We start from the raw sequence: 15,441 nt of genomic DNA, 5'->3' as shown, positions 1-15,441 counted from the left end.
GCCCGCCCCTCATGAGTCCGTTCCTCTCGAGCTGTCCACCAGGCGGCCCCTATCCGTAGATCGTCTCGCCGTCGCCGGACTCCTTGCTGAGCCGCCGGGACAGGTACAGCCCCTCCAGCGCGAGCTCGATCGCGCCGGCCCGCTGACCGTCGTCGTGCGCACCCAGGCGGTCGCAGATCTGGTCGTACAGCTCGGACTCGCCGAGCGACGGCAGCGCCGCGAGCACGTCGCGCGCGGTGACCTGCTCGCCGGTGCTCACCATCGCGCCGCCCTCGATGGCGTCGACCAGAAGCCCCAGGTCCAGGCCACCGAGGTGGGCGCGGACGGTCTCGGCCGTCGCGGTGCGCAGCAGGTGCTCGAGGATCTCGTCCTCGCGGCCCTCCTCACCCGCCTCGAACTCGATCTTGCCCGCCAGCACGTCGACTGCGGTCTCGAGGTCGACGGGCCGGGCCACGGCCCGCGGCTCGCCCTGCTTGGTCGCGCGGTGCAGCGCAGCCGCCGCGATCGTCTCGGCACCCGCGATCGTGAAGCGGGCGCTGACGCCGCTGCGCTGGTCCACCGCGCTCGACGAGCGCAGCGCCCGGGTGAAGCGGGCCAGGATCTCCACGAGGTGGTCGGGGACGTCGGCGACCAGGTCCGCCTCCTGGCGCACCACCGCGACCTCGTCGGCGAGCTCGGTCGGGTAGTGGGTGCGGATCTCCGCGCCGAACCGGTCCTTGAGGGGCGTGATGATGCGGCCGCGGTTGGTGTAGTCCTCCGGGTTGGCGCTCGCCACGACGAGCACGTCGAGCGGCAGCCGCAGCACGTAGCCACGGATCTGGATGTCCCGCTCCTCCATCACGTTGAGCAGCGACACCTGGATGCGCTCGGCCAGGTCGGGGAGCTCGTTGAGCGCGACGATGCCTCGGTGGCTGCGAGGCACCAGCCCGAAGTGGATGGTCTCCGGGTCCCCGAGCGCCCGCCCCTCGGCCACCTTCATGGGGTCCACGTCCCCGATGAGGTCCGCGACGCTCGTGTCCGGCGTCGCCAGCTTCTCGACGTACCGCTCGTCGCGGTGCCGCCACGTCACCGGCAGGTCGTCGCCCAGCTCGGCGGCCCGGCGCCGGCTCGCCGCCGTGATCGGCTCGTACGGGTGCTCGCCGATCTCCGACCCCTCGATCACGGGCGACCACTCGTCGAGCAGCCCGGAGAGCGTGCGCAGGACGCGGGTCTTGCCCTGGCCGCGTTCTCCGAGCAGGACGACGTCGTGCCCCGCGAGCAGCGCGCGCTCGAGCTGCGGCACGACCGTCTGGTCGAAGCCGTGGATGCCCGGCCACGGGTCGCGGCCGTCGCGCAGCGCGGCCAGCAGGTTGTCTCGGATCTCGGTCCGGACCGTCTTGAGGACGTGCCCCGTCGCGCGGAGCTGTCCCACGGTCGCCACATCAGGATGTGTCACCGTTCGACACTAACCCCGACCGCCGACAGGTGGGCGTGCGGGCCGGCCCGCGGGCCGCGGACGGGCGCGACCCGCCCGCGGGGCGCTCGCGTAGCATCGCCGCGTGAGCGCCCGCCACCACGCCGACCCGACGCTGATCGCGCTGGTCGCGGCCGGGGGAGCGGTGGGCAGCATCGCGCGCTACGGGGTGAGCCACGCGCTCCCTCCGCACGACGGCATCCCCGTCGGCACGTTCGTGGAGAACGTCGTCGGCGCGTTCCTGCTGGGAATGCTGCTCGAGGCGCTCGTCCGCGCCGGCACCGAGGACCGGCGGCGGCGCGCGCTGCGCCTGGCACTGGGCACCGGGGTCCTGGGCGGGTTCACGACCTACTCCGCGTTGGCCCTGGAGATCCACGGCCTGTGGTCCGACGGCCGAGTGGGTGCGGCCTGTGCCTACGGACTGACGACCGTCGTGGTCGGGACCGCGGCAGCGACCGGCGGGATCCTGCTCGGCGCTCGTCGGGCGACGGCCGTCCCCGAGCCCGACGAGCAGGGACCTGACCGATGATCCTCGTCCTGGTCGGGGCGCTGGGCGGCCTGGGCGCCGCGGCCCGCTTCACCACCGACGGATGGGTGCGGGCTCGCTGGACGACAAGGCTGCCGTGGTCCACGATCGGCATCAACGTCGCGGGCTCACTGCTGATCGGCATCCTCGCGGGTGCCCTGGCGTCCGGCGCGATCTCGGCCGACGCCTACACGGCTGCCGCGACCGGCTTTTGCGGCGGGTTCACGACCTTCTCCACCGCGACCGTCGAGACGGTGCGGCTCGCGCAGCAAGGTGCCTACCGCCGTGCCGCCGCGAACGCCCTCGGCACGCTGCTGCTGACCGTCCTCGCCGTGACCCTGGGCTACGTCCTGGCCGCGAACCTGGGCTCCTGACCTCCGACGAGACCCCCCGCGGGCCCCTGATCTGCGGCAGGATCGAACCGGACACGGGGGAGGACTGATGGATCCGGCACTGGTCGTCTCGGCGGGCGTCATCGCCGTCGTGGCCGCGAACGCGCTCGCCCGACGCATCGGCGTCGCACCGCCGCTGCTCCTGGTCGCGCTCGGCGTCCTCGTCAGCTTCCTTCCCTTCGTCGGCGCGGTGGAGATCGACCCGGAGTGGATCCTCGCGGGCGTCCTGCCGCCCCTGCTCTACTCCGCGGCCGTCTCGATGCCGACCATGGACTTCCGCCGCGACTTCGGGACGATCGGCGGTCTGTCCGTCTCGCTCGTCGTGCTCACCTCCGTGGCGCTCGGCCTGGTTTTCGCGTGGCTGCTGCCCGGCATCAACCTCGCGACCGGCATCGCGCTGGGCGCCGTCGTCTCGCCGACCGACGCCGTCGCCACGACGATCGTCAAACGCCTCGGGGTCGCGCCGCGCGTCGTCACGGTGCTCGAGGGCGAGAGTCTGCTCAACGACGCGTCCGCGCTGGTCATCCTCCGTTCGGCGGTCGCGGCGATCGCCGGCTCGGTCTCGCTGTGGGGTGTCGCGGGCGACTTCCTGCGCTCGATCGTCATCGCGGTCGCGATCGGTGCGGTCGTCGGTGTCCTGAACCTGCGCGTCCGGTCGGCGCTCCACGATGCCGCCGCGTCCACCGCGATCTCGTTCGTCGCGCCCTTCGTCGCCTTCGCGCCGGCGGAGCACTTCGGCGCGTCCGGCTTGGTCGCCGCGGTCACCGCCGGGCTGATCACCGGCCAGGGATCGGCCCGGTACCTGCGCGCCCAGGACCGGCTGGCCGAGACCTCGAACTGGTCGACCATCGAGGTCGTCCTCGAGGGCGGCGTCTTCCTGACGATGGGGCTGCAGCTGTTCGGCCTCGTCGACGAGGTCCGCGACGAGCACGACTCGATCTGGCTGGCCGTGTGGATGGGCGCGGTGGCGGTCGTCGTCGCCCTGCTGCTGCGCAGCGTCTACGTCGCGGTCGTGCTCCTCGTCGGGAGTGGGAAGCGGATCGACCCCGAGGCCGAGCGCGCACGGGTGCGCGACGCGGCGGCGCGCTACGAGGAGCAGGTACGGCGCAGGGGCCACGAGGAGCGGATCAGACTCGGCGACCCGGACCGCGCCGGCCGGCGCCAGCGCGACTGGACCAAGCGGGTCGCGCAGCAGCTGGCGGACGTCGACTACCTGGCCGCGCAGCCGCTGACCGGGCGCGACGGCGTGGTCCTGGTCTGGGCGGGGATGCGTGGTGCGGTCACGGTCGCGGCCGCCCTGACGCTGCCGACCAGCACGCCGCAGCGCCCGCTGCTGGTGCTCGTCGCGTTCACGGCGGCCGCCGGGAGCCTGCTGATCCAGGGAGGCACGCTGCCGTGGGTCGTCCGGCGGCTGGGCGTCGGCGGCGCCGCGCAGGAGGAGGGCGACGAGAGGTCGGCCCTGATGTCGGCCCTGGCGGACGCCGCCGCGGGCGTGGTCGACGACCCGCTGCTGCGTCGCGCGGACGGCACCGAGTACCACCCGCGGGTGCTGGAGCGGGCGCGACGGCAGGCGCGCATGGAGCAGGCCGAGGAGCTGCAGGAGAAGTCGCGGCAGATCAACGCCCAGGTGCTCGAGCTGCGGCTGGCGATCATCGCCGCGCAGCGCGCCGCGCTGCTCGAGGCGCGCTCGATCGGCACGTTCAGCTCGGCGGCCCTCACCTCCGCGCTCGACGTCCTGGACGCCGACCAGATCAGCGCCGAACTCAAGGGCGGGGCCGGGATGGCCGACGACTGATCACGGGTGCAGCCGGTAGAACCGGAAGAACTCGTGCTCGATCGGCAGCACCTCGAGGTGGTCGAAACCGGCGTCGGCCGCGTACCGCGCCAGGAGGCCGGGCCGCATGACGGTCCCGGTCCCGACGCTGCCCGGGGTCGAGAGCCCGTCGGGCAGGCAGCACAGCAGCGAGTACCCGTACAGCAGTCGCTCGACCGGACCGGCGGGGGCCGTGAACCGATCCGCGGTCCGCTCGTCCATGACCAGCACGTAGCCGTCGGGCCGAACCATCGAACGCATGGTCCGAAGCACGGCCACAGGGTCGGGCAGGTCGTGGACGCACTCGAACGCGGTCACGACGTCGAAGGATCCATGAGCGTCGGCGGCGATGTCGGCCGCGTCGACGGCCGAGAAGCGGACCCGGTCGGCGACGCCGGCGTCGGCCGCGTGCGCCGACGCGGCGGTCACCGACGGCTCGTCGAGATCGAACCCCTCGACCGTGGCGCGCTCGAACGCGCGCGCGAGCCCGATGGCGGACCAGCCCTCGCCGCAGCCGACGTCCGCCACCCGAGCGCCACGGACGAGGGCGGCGTGCAGGTACGGGAGCTGCGGGACGATCTCCTGGGCCAGCTCGTGCAGGAGCATGGGCCGGTTGAACGCGGCCTGGGCCTCGCGCGCGTCCGGACCGAGCTGTGACCAGCTCACCCCGCCGCCGTCGCGGTAGGCGGCTGCGAGGTCGTCGATGCGTCGACCTGCGGCAACCGCGATCCCGGCTGCCGGCGCGGTGAACGCCAGGCTGTCGACGTCCGTCAGCGCTTCGGCGGCACCCGGCGGCAGGTGGTACCGGCGGGCGGTCGCCGGCGCGGCCACGTCGTCGACCGCCAACCAGCCGCTGACGGCCTGCTGCTCGAGCCACTCGCGCGCGTAGCGCTCCTGGCTCGAGGTGCGGTCGGCCAGCTCCCGGGACGTCGAGGGCCCGTACGTCACGAGGTCGTCGTACCAGCCGAGCCGCCTGCCCAGGTAGATCGAGAGGGTCTCGGCGGCCCCGATGGTCGCCGCGACGACGCGCGTCGCGAACACGTCGGCAGGGGCGCCCGGATCCGGCGTCTCGAACAGGTCGCTCGACCCGACCGGCATCGCCATCACGCGCCGTGGTCCGCGGTCGAGCGCCCGACGACCTCGATCGTGACCCCGGCCGCCGCACCGAGGAGGCCGTGCGCGGCCGGTGGCACCGGCACGTTCACGCGCCAGTGGCCCGGGGCCGGTTCGGTGTCGACGAGCGGCGGGTCGTGCGCGGGGTCCGGCGACCAGTCCCGGATCGCGCCGGGGAGCGACGACGCCCAGACGCCCCACGTGGCCGGCCGGCCCGTCGCGTCCGGGCCGATGTCGACGACCAGCGTGTCCTCCCAGTCGGCGGTCTGCTCGAGGTGGTCGGCGAAGGACAGCAGCCCGCCGCGGCGGCGCAGCGACAGCAGCCGCAGCCGCAGGACGTGGCGCATCGTCGCGACCCGGCCGCCCGACGCGTCCGTCGGTCGGGTGGCCTGCGACGACAGGTACGTGCGGACCAGCGGGAGGGGAGTGGCGGCGGTGTCGGCGGTCGCGGGCCGCTCGATCTGGATCGGGCACAGGTGGGCCGTGCTCTGCTCGTGCAGCACGACCGGCAGGCCGCGGATCGAGAGCGCCGCCTCGAGCTGCCAGTCGGTGTCGTCGTCGGGCGTGCCCGGGAGACGCAACCCGGTCAGGGTGGCCTCCACCCCGAGGTCGCCGAACAGGAACCGGGACAGGTTCTGGTACCCCTCCTCGGAGTTGACGATCCCGAACCGGCCCGAGTGGCTGCGGTGCACGAACGCGCGCGGCGTGCCCTGCACGTACGCGTTGTCGATCTGCACGAGCCCGTCGCTGCGGGCGCCGACGGCCCGCGCGGACAGACCCTTCGCGACGTCGTAGTCGTCCGAGTCCGTGCCGACCAAGCAGAAGAGGCGCTCGTGGGGGAAGCCGTCCGCCGGCATCACGGTCGCGTCGAACGCTCCCGTCACGGCGCCCGAGGGCGTCAGGTACTCGCGCATGCGTGCGGGACCGAAGATGTCAGCCCCCTGGATGCCTGTCAGGTCGCGCACCTTCTCCAGAAGCCCGAACCCGACCGCGAACTCGATGCCGCCGTGCGGCGTCGCGTAGGTGAAGACGCGGTCGACGAGCGCCGAAGCGGCGTCGGGGCGTCCGCCCAGGTGCTCGTCCTCGACGGCGACCTTCTGGATCATGGAGCGCACCACCAGGCCGCCCATGGAGTGCGCCACCAGGAAGACGCGCGGGGCGCCGGTCTGCTTGCGGACCAGCAGCACGAGGTCGAGCAACGACCGGGCGGCGGACTCGATCGAGAACGCCGGTGCGTCCTTGGTGAGCGCGGGAGCGAACGCGTCGTAGAAGCGGTGGACCCAGATGGACGCCGCCGGCACCGAGCCGGCCTCCTGGTCCGCCAGGTACGCCGCCTGGTTGCCGTGCACCAGCAGCTGGTAGCCGTGCTCGCCGATGAGGCGCAGCAGCGGGCTCTCGAACTGGTGGAACGCCGCGCGATCGGCGCCGTCCACCCGGACCTGGACCGAACCCTCGTTGAAGCCGTAGAGCGGGTCACCGACCGCGTTGTCGATGCCCGCCGGACCACCGGCGAAGCCGCGGACGTAGATGACCGGCAGCCGGCCGTCACCCGGATAGCTCACGTGAGACACCTCCGCTCGCGCGGCGCGCGACCGTGCGCACCGTCGACCGTGGAGGAGCGGCGCGAGGCGGCAGAGATACCGCGGCGCACGGACCATTCGGTCCGTGCGCCGCGGGGACGTACCTGGAGGCGGTGTCCTACTTCTTCTTGACGACCACCGACGACGACGCCTTCGTCTGGAGCTTGCTCGTCGCCTTCACGACCGCACGGTAGGAGCCGGTCTTGGTGACCTTGACCTTGGCGCTCCAGTGACCCTTCGAGCCCGTCACCTTGACCGTCTTGACGGACTTCCAGGTCTTCGATCCCTTGGCGCGGAACTGGATGGTGACCTTGGTGCCCTTGGCCAGCGGCTTGTACTTGTACGAGACGGTCGGGCTGGCCTTCTGGTAGGTGGCGCTGCCGGAGAGCGTGACCGTGTGGTTCTTCTTGACCGAGGTCGCCGAGCGGTGCGGCGTGGTCACCTTCACCGCGCTGCGGATGTAGCCCGTGGCCTTGACCGTGAAGTCGGTGTCGACGTCGAGCGCGGGGTTGCTCGCGTAGCGGTAGGCCGAGACCTTCGCGCTGACCTTGCACGCGCCGGAGGTGACGTACGTCCCGATCGTCGTGCTCGTCGAGCGCTTGGACTTCACCTTGAACGGGATCGCGTAGCTCCCTGAACCGGTCTTCGTCGGGACCGCGGCGGAGCCGTTGCAGCTCTTGGCGCCGGTGACGGTGATCAGCGCGTACCAGCTCACCGACTTCACGCCGAAGTCGATGCCGTCGGCGACGTCGTGCGCCGCGGCGGGCGTCTTGACCGTGAGGGTCACCCAGTGCTTGTCGGACATCGTGCCGAGCTTGTTCTTGACGTCGTGGACGGTCAGCTTGGCCGTGACACCCTGGTGCTTGACGGTCGTCGAGTCGTTGGCCTGCGCGGTCGTGGACAGCAGACCGAGGCCAAGGGTCGCGGCCACGGCGGCGGCGAGGAAGCGTGCGGGTGTGCGCATGATGAGCGGTTTCTCCCCTGTGTGCGAAAGCGGACGAGGGGTGTCTACCAGAAGTTGCCCCAGGAATCGGATGAACACGCGCTTCTTGAGACGAATGTCGCCCTTACGGACCAACGGGATGGACCGAACCCCCCGTGATGCGGACGAGCTCGTCGAACGTCGTCGGGAAGACCGTGTGCGGGGTGCCGGCCGCGGCCCAGACGCGCGGGTAGTCGGCCAGGGCCGCGTCGACGACCGTCTCGAGAGGTTGCGGGTGGCCCACGGGTGCAACCCCGCCGATCGCCTGACCGGTGGCCTCCCGGACCTGCTCGGGCGTCGCACGCACGACGGTGGAACGGTCGAGCCGGTGCGCCAGCCCGGTCGTGTCGACGCGGTGCCGACCGCTGGTCATCACCAGCAGCGGCCGACCGTCCGCCCAGAAGATCAGGCTGTTCGCGATCGCGCCCACCTCGCACCCGAGCGCGGTCGCGGCGAGCGCGGCCGTGGCGGCCGAGTCGGGCAGCGTCGCGATCGCGCCGCGGGCGCCGGCTGCGTCGAGCGCTCGTGCGACGAGCTGGGTGCGCGGGGGCAGGGCTGAGACGTCGGTCACGCCCCGATCATGCCCGACCGGGGCGTCGGCGTGGTGACAGCCGGACGTTCGGCAGGTCGGGCGCCGGGATCCGGACGCCGTCGTGCCCGGCGACGACGCCGAAGCGCTGGGCGAACGCGTCCGACGACCAGGCGGCCCGCGCCTGCTCGATGTCCGAGTGGCTGCGCCCGACGAAGTTCCACCACATGACCAGGTCGTGCTCGAACCGGGTGCCGCCGAGCAGCAGGAAGCGACCAGGGCCGTCTTCCGCGGAGACCGCGAGCTCACGCCGACCGTCGCCGAGGAACAGCAGGGGCCCGGGCGTGAGGGTCTGGCCGTCGACGCGCACGGTCCCGTCGATGACGAGCACGGCGTGCTCGAAGGACTGCTCGAGCGGCAGCATGGCCGTGGCGCCGGCGTCGAGCGTGACGTCGGCGCCCATGAGCGGCGTGTGCACGCGGGCCGGCGATCTGGCGTCCCCCACGGCCCCGACCATGACCGTGGCGCGCATGCCTGGCGCCCGCCACACCGGCAGGTCGGTGACCTGCTCGAACGCGGCCGGCTCCTCGCGGACGTCGTCGGGCAGCGCGACCCAGAGCTGGACGGCGTGCACCGGGTCGCCGTCGACCGAGAACTCCGAGTGCGAGACGCCGTGGCCTGCCGTCATGAGGTTGAGCTGGCCGGGGCGCACGAGCACGTCCGAGCCCAGGCTGTCGCGGTGGCGGATCTGGCCCTGCAGCGGCCAGGTGACGGTCTGCAACCCGGTGTGCGGGTGGGGAAGGACGCGCATCTGGACCTGCTGCGGCCCGAACTGGTCGAGGAAGCACCAGGCGCCCACCATCGGCAGGGCGCGCTGCGGCAGGGTGCGGCGCACCTGCATCGATCGCAGACCGCCCAGGGGCACGTCACGCGGCTCCAACACCTCGTGCACCGGGCCCGTGCCACCGTGCGCGTCGCACTGCTGGGGGGCCGGGCGGTTCTCCAGGTTGGTCACGTCCCTACTGTGCCCCACACCGTGCCCGACAACGTGCCCGGCGAACGGACCTCACGCCCGGTGCCGCCGGAACGTCTGCACACTGTGAGCATGGTCGAACCCTTCGAGCACGCGGTCGCCCGGCACGGGGCGACCGTGCTGCGCGTGTGTCGCGCGGTCGCCGGGCGCACCGACGGCGAGGACGCGTGGTCGGAGACGTTCCTCGCTGCGCTGCGCGCCTGGCCCGACCTGGAGCCGGGCACGAACGTCGAGGCGTGGTTGGTGACGATCGCGCACCGCAAGGCGATCGACGTGCTGCGCGCCCGCGCGCGGCGGGCGGTGCCCGTCGGCGACGTGCCGGAGGGGGCGCGGCCGTTGGTGGGGCGCGTCGAGGACGGGCGCGACCTCGACCTCTGGCAGGCCGTCGCGGCACTGCCGACCAAGCAGCGGCACTGCGTCGCCCTGCACCACCTGGGCGGGCTGCCGTACGACGAGATCGCGGCGCTGGTGGGCGGGTCCGCCGCCGCCGCGCGGCGGGCGGGTGCGGACGGCATCGCTGCACTGCGCCGCATCTACGGCACGACGGAAGGAGAACACGCATGACGCACGAGATCGAGCGGGACACGGTCCCGTCCCGGTGGCCCTCCGGTCTGCCCCTCCCGCCCGACGAGGACCTCGCGGCGCTGCACACCACGCTCGCGCGGCGTGCGCAGGACGACGGGCTGCTCGACGTCGCCTACCGGACGGTCGACGCGCCGCTCGGCCCGCTCCTGCTCGCCGCGACACCGGCGGGCCTGGTCCGCGTCGCGTTCGAGGTGCAGGACCACGAGCGTGTGCTCGAGGAGCTCGCTGCGCGCGTCAGCCCGCGGGTGCTGCGCGCGCCGGCGCGCCTGGAGGACGTGGCGCGCGAGCTCGACGAGTACTTTGCCGGCCGGCGCCGCACCTTCGACGTGCCCGTCGACCTCAGGTTGCTCGCCGGTTTCAGGCACGTCGTCGTCGAGCACCTCGCCGACATCGGGTACGGCCGGACGACCAGCTACGCGGCCGTCGCTGCGGCAGCCGGCAGCCCGCGGGCCGTCCGAGCCGTCGGCACCGCGTGCGCGCTCAACCCCGTGCCGATCGTCCTGCCGTGCCATCGCGTGGTGCGCAGCGACGGGGCCCCGGGGCAGTACGCCGGGGGAGCCGCGGCCAAGGTTGCGCTGCTGGAGCTGGAGCAGCGCGTCGGGCCATGACGCGTCAGGACTGCAGCGGCCAGTCGACGAGCCGGGGGATGCCGTCCGGTGCCACCGCGGCGAGCGCCAGGAACCGCGCCTCGGCGCGGTGCAGGCGGATGTGCTCGTCGAGCGACCACGTGGGCCCGTTGGTCAGCGTCATGCCGCAGGCGCACGCGATCGACACGACCCCGTCGGGATCGGTCCGCACCACGCCGACGGTGGTGTGCTCCGTGGCCGCACGGACCTTCGCGCGACGCATGAGCGCCGAGACGGGCGCGATCGCCGGGGCCTCGGGGGAGTCGCTCACGGAGCGAGCCTACCTAGTGAGGTGTGCGCGCGTCAGCGCTCGGTGCCCACCGCGTCGTCGACGAGCTGGTCGAGCTCGAACGACTCGTCCCACGTGCCGCCGCCCAGGCTCGGCATCATCTGACGCAGGCGCGGCCGCCAGGCCTCGCTGCGCTCGGGGAAGCACCGCTCCAGCAGGTCGAGCATCGTGGCGACGGCCGTCGACGCACCGGGCGAGGCGCCGAGGAGCCCGCTGATCGTGCCGTCGGCCGACGTGACGAGCTCCGTGCCGAAGTTGAGCACGCCGCCCTTGCCCTTGGCCTTCTTGATGACCTGGACGCGCTGACCGGCCGTGATGAGCTCCCAGTCGCGCGGGTCGGCCGTCGGCATGAAGGCGCGCAGCGTGCGCAGCCGGGCGGTCTCGGAAGCCGTGACCTCGCCCACCAGGTACTTCACGAGGTCCATGTTGGAGAGGCCTACCGCGAGCATCGGGACGATGTTGCCCGGACGGATCGAGCGCGCCAGGTCCAGCCACGAGCCGTGCTTGAGGAACTTCATGCTCCAGCCCGCGTAGGGGCCGAACAGCAGGGCGGTCTCGCCGTCCACCACGCGCGTGTCCAGGTGGGGGACCGACATGGGCGGGGCGCCGATGTCGGCCTTGCCGTAGACCTTCGCCTGGTGCTGCGCGACGATCTCCGGGTTGGTGGTCCGCAGGAACTGGCCGCTGATCGGGAAGCCGCCGAAACCCTTGGCCTCCTTGATGCCCGAACGCTGGAGCAGCCGCAGCGCACCGCCGCCCGCACCGATGAAGACGAACTTCGCGTTGACACGGCGGGCACGCTTGTGGCCGTTCCAGCGGCGGTCGCGCAGGGTGACGCGCCAGGAGCCGTCCCTGCGTTGCTTGAGGCGCGTGACCTCGCTCTCGAGGTGGAGCCTCGCTCCGTGCGTGACGGCGTCGGTGATCATCGACGACGCGAGTGCGCCGAAGTCGACGTCGGTGCCGGCGGCCGAACGTGTCGCGGCGATGGGCTCGTCGGCGTCGCGGTCCGCGGTGAGCAGCGGGGCCCACTGCTCGATCTGGGCGGCGTCGGTGCTGAACTCGAGGTCCGCGAACAGCGGGTGGCGGCGCAGCGTCTCGAAGCGGCGGCGCAGGTAGTCGACGTTCTCCGCGCCGCGGACGAACGTCATGTGCGGCGTGCTCGACAGGAAGCCGGTGCCGCCGGGCAGGCGGTCGTGCGTCGCGAGGTGGTTCCACAGCTCGCGCGAGAGCTCGAACTGTTCGTTGATGACGACGGCCTTGCTGATGTCGATCGTGCCGTCGGCGAGCTCCGGGGTGTAGTTGAGCTCGCACAGCGCGGCGTGGCCGGTGCCGGCGTTGTTCCAGGCGTTGGAGCTCTCCTGGGCCAGGCCGTCGCGGCGCTCGTGGATCTCGATCGTCCAGGACGGCTCGAGCTCGCGGATCATGGCGGCGAGCGTGGCGCTCATGATGCCGCCTCCGACCAGGAGGACGTCGACGTCCGTCGGGACGCTTGCTGAGGTGTTCTCTGCGCGCTCTACCACGTCACCGATCGTATGTTGACGTCGAGAATCTCAACGCCGAGGGACGTGTGATCTTCGTTACGTGACTCGTGGACAGGACGTGGAGCGGCCCCGCCGGGCGCAGGTGGCTGCGACCGGCGGGGCCGGATCAGGGTGGCGAGGACTCGCCGACGCGACGGCCGGTCAGCTCACGCTGCAGGACGAACCGTTGAGCGTGAACGCCGTGGGCCTGGGGTTGCTGCCCGTGTGCGAGCCGTTGAAGCCGATGTCCGTCGAGGCTCCCGGTGCCAGCGTGGAGTTCCACGACAGTCCCTTGGCGGTGACCGCCGTGCCCGACTGCGACCAGTCGGCGCTCCAGCCCTGCGTCAGGGCCTGGCCGTTGGCGAAGGAGAACCCGAGGGTCCAGCCGTTGATCGCCGTCGTGCCCGTGTTGGTGAGCCTGACCGACGCTGTGAATCCCGTGTTCCAGTCCGACGTCGTGTACTTCACGGCGCACTTGCCGGGCGTCGGTGTGACGGTTGGGGTCGGGGTGGGTGTCGGTGTCGGTGTCGGCGTCGGCGTGACGGTCGGCGTGGGTGTGGGTGTGGGAGTCGGCGTGACCGTTGGTGTGACGGTCGGGGTGGGTGTCGGCGTGGTCGTCGGTGTCGTCGTCGGGTCGGTTCCCGTGAGGTTGCCGACGACGATGCCGCGGCCATTGGTGCCCACGTAGACCCGTCCGTACACGTCCGGGTCGCCGATGACGACCGAACCCGTCCAGCCCCACTGGTGCTGGTCGTCGTTGATGCGGACCCACGTGGCGCCCGCGTCGATCGAGCGGAAGATCCCGCGCACACCGTTGATCTTCGACGAGGTGTAGATGGCCGGGTAGGTGGCGCCGGGAGCGGCCTTGCCGAAACCGATCGCGTCGCCCTGGTCGACCGCCGCGATCTTGGTGAAGGTCGCACCCGAGTCGGTCGAGTGCCACATGCCGTAGGCGCCCTTGGTGTCGCCGCCCGTGAGCCAGACGTCGCCCTCCCGGCCGGGAACCGCCGCGAAGCGGACCGATGTGGTGGGCAGCCCGGCAGCCTTGGAGGCCGTGAAGGTCACGCCGCCGTCGGTCGATGTGGCGAACGTGCCGGCGTTCCAGGCGTAGAACTTCTGCCCGTTGACGCGGTCGGACTCGACGCGCGCGCCCACGGCCACGCCGGTCGCCTTGGTCCAGCTCGAGCCGAGCGTCGAGGACGTGTACACGCCGGCGCCGTCGGGGCTCCACACGATGCGTCCGCCGTCGGCGCCCATGGCGACGGTGCCGGGGCCGGTCACGCCGGACGGGTCCTGGCCGGCCCACCACGAGCTGCCGCCGGAGGTGGAGATGCCGATGTGGGAGGTGGCGTTGTCGGCGGAGCCGACGCGGACCATGGTCGCGGGCTTCGTCTCGGCGAAGTCCACGCCGTTGACAGACGACATGTACGGGGCGGTCGCCGAGTACGCGCTGGGCACCTTGGTGATGTCCGTGTGCACGAACCCGCCGATGTCCCCGAGGCCGGAGACCACCTCGGTCGCGCCGGGAGGGGCGGCGAGGTCCAGCACGGCCGTCTCCTCGAGCCCTTGCGCCTTGACGCCGATCCCGACCTTGCCGCCGGTGTCCCACGCAGTGAGGTTGGAGCCGCCGTAGATCGTGGCGCCCGTGCCGTACATGAAGCTGTTCGAGTCGAAGGGGTCGATCTCGAACGACTCCGTCATCCAGCCCAGCTTGGGGCTCGTCTCCGGGAGCTGGGCCTGCTGGCCGAACGTCAGCCACGGCGCCCCGCTGATGTCCTGCGTGTAGCGGTTGGTGCGGTTGGGGTACCCGTCGAAGTCCCAGATCCGCGTCCACGTGGCGCCGCGGTCGGTGGACCGGAAGATGATGTCGTCGGGCCACCAGGAGATCTGGGAGACCGCCATGATCGTGTTCGGGTGCTGACGGTCGATCGTCAGGCCGCTGTAGCCGAAGTAGTTGTCCGTGCTCGACGACGGCACGGGGCTGATCTGCGTCCACGTGCCGGTCGTCGTGTCGAGGCGCCACAGGTCGCCGTGGCCACCGTCGTACGGGCCGCCCGTGTCGCTGGTGGCGATGTAGAGCTGCTTGCCGACGGCGTCGAACACGCCCTTGTGGGCGATGAAGCCCGCGGGCTGCCCGGCGACGCGCGTCCACGTCGCACCCGCGTCGCTGGAGCGGTAGACGGTGTTCGCCTTGTCCGCGACACCCACGTAGATCGTCTTGCTGGGGGAGCCCTTCGTGCCGCTCGTCGGGTCGAACGTGACCCACACGACGCCCTGGTTGGTGGTCAGGTAGCCGTTGGTGTCGGTGGGGTCCTGCACGTAGTTGCCCACGTTGGTGAAGCTCGTGACCTTGGCCCAGGTGACCCCCGAGTCGGTGCTGCGCCACAGGCCGTTGCCGCCCTCGGTGCCGAAGTACAGGACGCGGTCGTCGTTGGGGTCGATCTGCAGGCGCTCGCCCATGCCGCGTCCCGGCATGTTGCCGCCGACCTTGAACGGCAGGTCGGTCTTGGCCCAGGTCCTGCCCCGGTCCGACGAGCGCAGGATGGCGCCGTTGTTGGGGTCCCAGCTGTTGGTGTACAGGCCCGTCGCGACGAACACCTTGTCGGGGTTGATCGGGTCGGTGGCCAGCGAGAGGACGCCGGTGTGGCCGAAGTCGTCCCAGCCGACGCTGTCGAGCAGCGGGACCCATCGCTTGGTCGCGTTGTCCATCCGGTACGCGCCACCGATGTCCGTGCGCGCGTAGACCAGGCCCTTCTCGGACTGGTTGTAGATGATGCCGGGGACGAAGCCGCCGCCCACGATCTCGACGTTGCCCCACGTGTACGGCGACGTGGCGGCGTGGGCGGGGTCCTGGCTGTCGACCGCGACGAGGGTGCCGGCGACGACGGCGGCGGAGGCGACGAGCGCTGCGATGCGGGCGGAGGCCCGGGATGTCGAGGCGCGGGGCAACGGCGGGCTGGCGGACATCCGCAGCACTCCTTCGTGGAAGCGGGTCGAGCT

General features: G+C 72.1%; 14 protein-coding genes. 5 read left to right on the top strand and 9 right to left on the bottom strand.

Annotation, left to right across the window (positions count from 1 at the left end):
• Positions 1 to 49: 49 nt before the first annotated feature.
• Positions 50 to 1,435, bottom strand: a complete 1,386-nt coding sequence (locus tag IC607_RS07755; RefSeq protein WP_191786699.1) for a sigma 54-interacting transcriptional regulator — start codon at positions 1,433 to 1,435, stop codon at positions 50 to 52.
• 103 nt (positions 1,436 to 1,538) lie between these two features.
• Here IC607_RS07755 and IC607_RS07750 point away from each other — a divergent pair, with 103 nt between their 5' ends.
• The 3 genes from IC607_RS07750 (at position 1,539) to IC607_RS17725 (ending at position 4,166) form a co-directional block, all read left to right on the top strand.
• Positions 1,539 to 1,982: a CrcB family protein gene (locus IC607_RS07750; protein WP_191786697.1), complete on the top strand. Its 444-nt coding sequence runs from the start codon at positions 1,539 to 1,541 to the stop codon at positions 1,980 to 1,982.
• Entirely contained in the window at positions 1,979 to 2,353 is a 375-nt protein-coding gene (locus tag IC607_RS07745) for a CrcB family protein (protein ID WP_191786695.1), read from the top strand. Before IC607_RS07750 ends, IC607_RS07745 begins: the two co-directional genes overlap by 4 nt.
• A gap of 67 nt (positions 2,354 to 2,420) precedes the next feature.
• Positions 2,421 to 4,166 carry a sodium:proton antiporter gene (locus tag IC607_RS17725; protein WP_191786693.1) on the top strand — a complete coding sequence of 582 codons (1,746 nt, stop codon included), beginning with the start codon at positions 2,421 to 2,423 and terminating at the stop codon, positions 4,164 to 4,166.
• Here the strand turns inward: IC607_RS17725 and IC607_RS07735 are convergent, their stop codons facing one another.
• The 5 genes from IC607_RS07735 to IC607_RS07715 all read right to left on the bottom strand — a co-directional run bounded on the left by IC607_RS07735 (position 4,167) and on the right by IC607_RS07715 (position 9,403).
• Positions 4,167 to 5,288 carry a bifunctional 2-polyprenyl-6-hydroxyphenol methylase/3-demethylubiquinol 3-O-methyltransferase UbiG gene (locus IC607_RS07735; protein ID WP_225224572.1) on the bottom strand — a complete coding sequence of 374 codons (1,122 nt, stop codon included), beginning with the start codon at positions 5,286 to 5,288 and terminating at the stop codon, positions 4,167 to 4,169.
• Positions 5,288 to 6,859 (bottom strand): alpha/beta hydrolase, encoded by a 1,572-nt coding sequence (locus IC607_RS07730; protein WP_191786691.1) that lies wholly within the window; start codon positions 6,857 to 6,859, stop codon positions 5,288 to 5,290. The genes IC607_RS07735 and IC607_RS07730 overlap by 1 nt, the downstream gene beginning before the upstream one ends.
• Before the next feature lie 136 nt (positions 6,860 to 6,995).
• Complete coding sequence (locus IC607_RS07725; RefSeq protein WP_191786689.1) at positions 6,996 to 7,841, bottom strand: hypothetical protein; 846 nt, start codon at positions 7,839 to 7,841, stop codon at positions 6,996 to 6,998.
• 103 nt (positions 7,842 to 7,944) lie between these two features.
• Entirely contained in the window at positions 7,945 to 8,430 is a 486-nt protein-coding gene (locus IC607_RS07720; protein WP_191786687.1) for a YbaK/EbsC family protein, read from the bottom strand.
• 7 nt (positions 8,431 to 8,437) lie between these two features.
• A complete protein-coding gene (locus tag IC607_RS07715) occupies positions 8,438 to 9,403 on the bottom strand; it encodes a pirin family protein (protein ID WP_191786685.1) in 966 nt (321 codons plus the stop codon).
• A gap of 90 nt (positions 9,404 to 9,493) precedes the next feature.
• On the opposite strand from IC607_RS07715, the gene IC607_RS07710 reads away from it, so the two are divergent.
• Positions 9,494 to 9,985 carry an RNA polymerase sigma factor gene (locus IC607_RS07710; protein ID WP_191786684.1) on the top strand — a complete coding sequence of 164 codons (492 nt, stop codon included), beginning with the start codon at positions 9,494 to 9,496 and terminating at the stop codon, positions 9,983 to 9,985.
• Positions 9,982 to 10,614, top strand: a complete 633-nt coding sequence (locus tag IC607_RS07705; protein ID WP_191786681.1) for a methylated-DNA--[protein]-cysteine S-methyltransferase — start codon at positions 9,982 to 9,984, stop codon at positions 10,612 to 10,614. The genes IC607_RS07710 and IC607_RS07705 overlap by 4 nt, the downstream gene beginning before the upstream one ends.
• A gap of 4 nt (positions 10,615 to 10,618) precedes the next feature.
• Here IC607_RS07705 and IC607_RS07700 read toward each other — a convergent pair whose 3' ends face one another.
• The 3 genes from IC607_RS07700 to IC607_RS07690 form a co-directional block, all read right to left on the bottom strand.
• Positions 10,619 to 10,903, bottom strand: a complete 285-nt coding sequence (locus IC607_RS07700) for a hypothetical protein (protein WP_370526075.1) — start codon at positions 10,901 to 10,903, stop codon at positions 10,619 to 10,621.
• Between the two features lie 32 nt (positions 10,904 to 10,935).
• Positions 10,936 to 12,441 carry a malate dehydrogenase (quinone) gene (gene mqo, locus IC607_RS07695; protein WP_191786679.1) on the bottom strand — a complete coding sequence of 502 codons (1,506 nt, stop codon included), beginning with the start codon at positions 12,439 to 12,441 and terminating at the stop codon, positions 10,936 to 10,938.
• Positions 12,442 to 12,603: 162 nt separating this feature from the next.
• Positions 12,604 to 15,408, bottom strand: coding sequence for a cellulose-binding domain-containing protein (locus IC607_RS07690; RefSeq protein ID WP_191786677.1), 2,805 nt, complete (start codon positions 15,406 to 15,408; stop codon positions 12,604 to 12,606).
• Positions 15,409 to 15,441: the final 33 nt, after the last annotated feature.

It is taken from the genome of Cellulomonas sp. JH27-2 (assembly GCF_014837175.1).
GTDB lineage: Bacteria > Actinomycetota > Actinomycetes > Actinomycetales > Cellulomonadaceae > Cellulomonas.
Note: the sequence above shows the minus strand (reverse complement) of the source record. Positions and strands in the feature narration are given on the sequence as shown.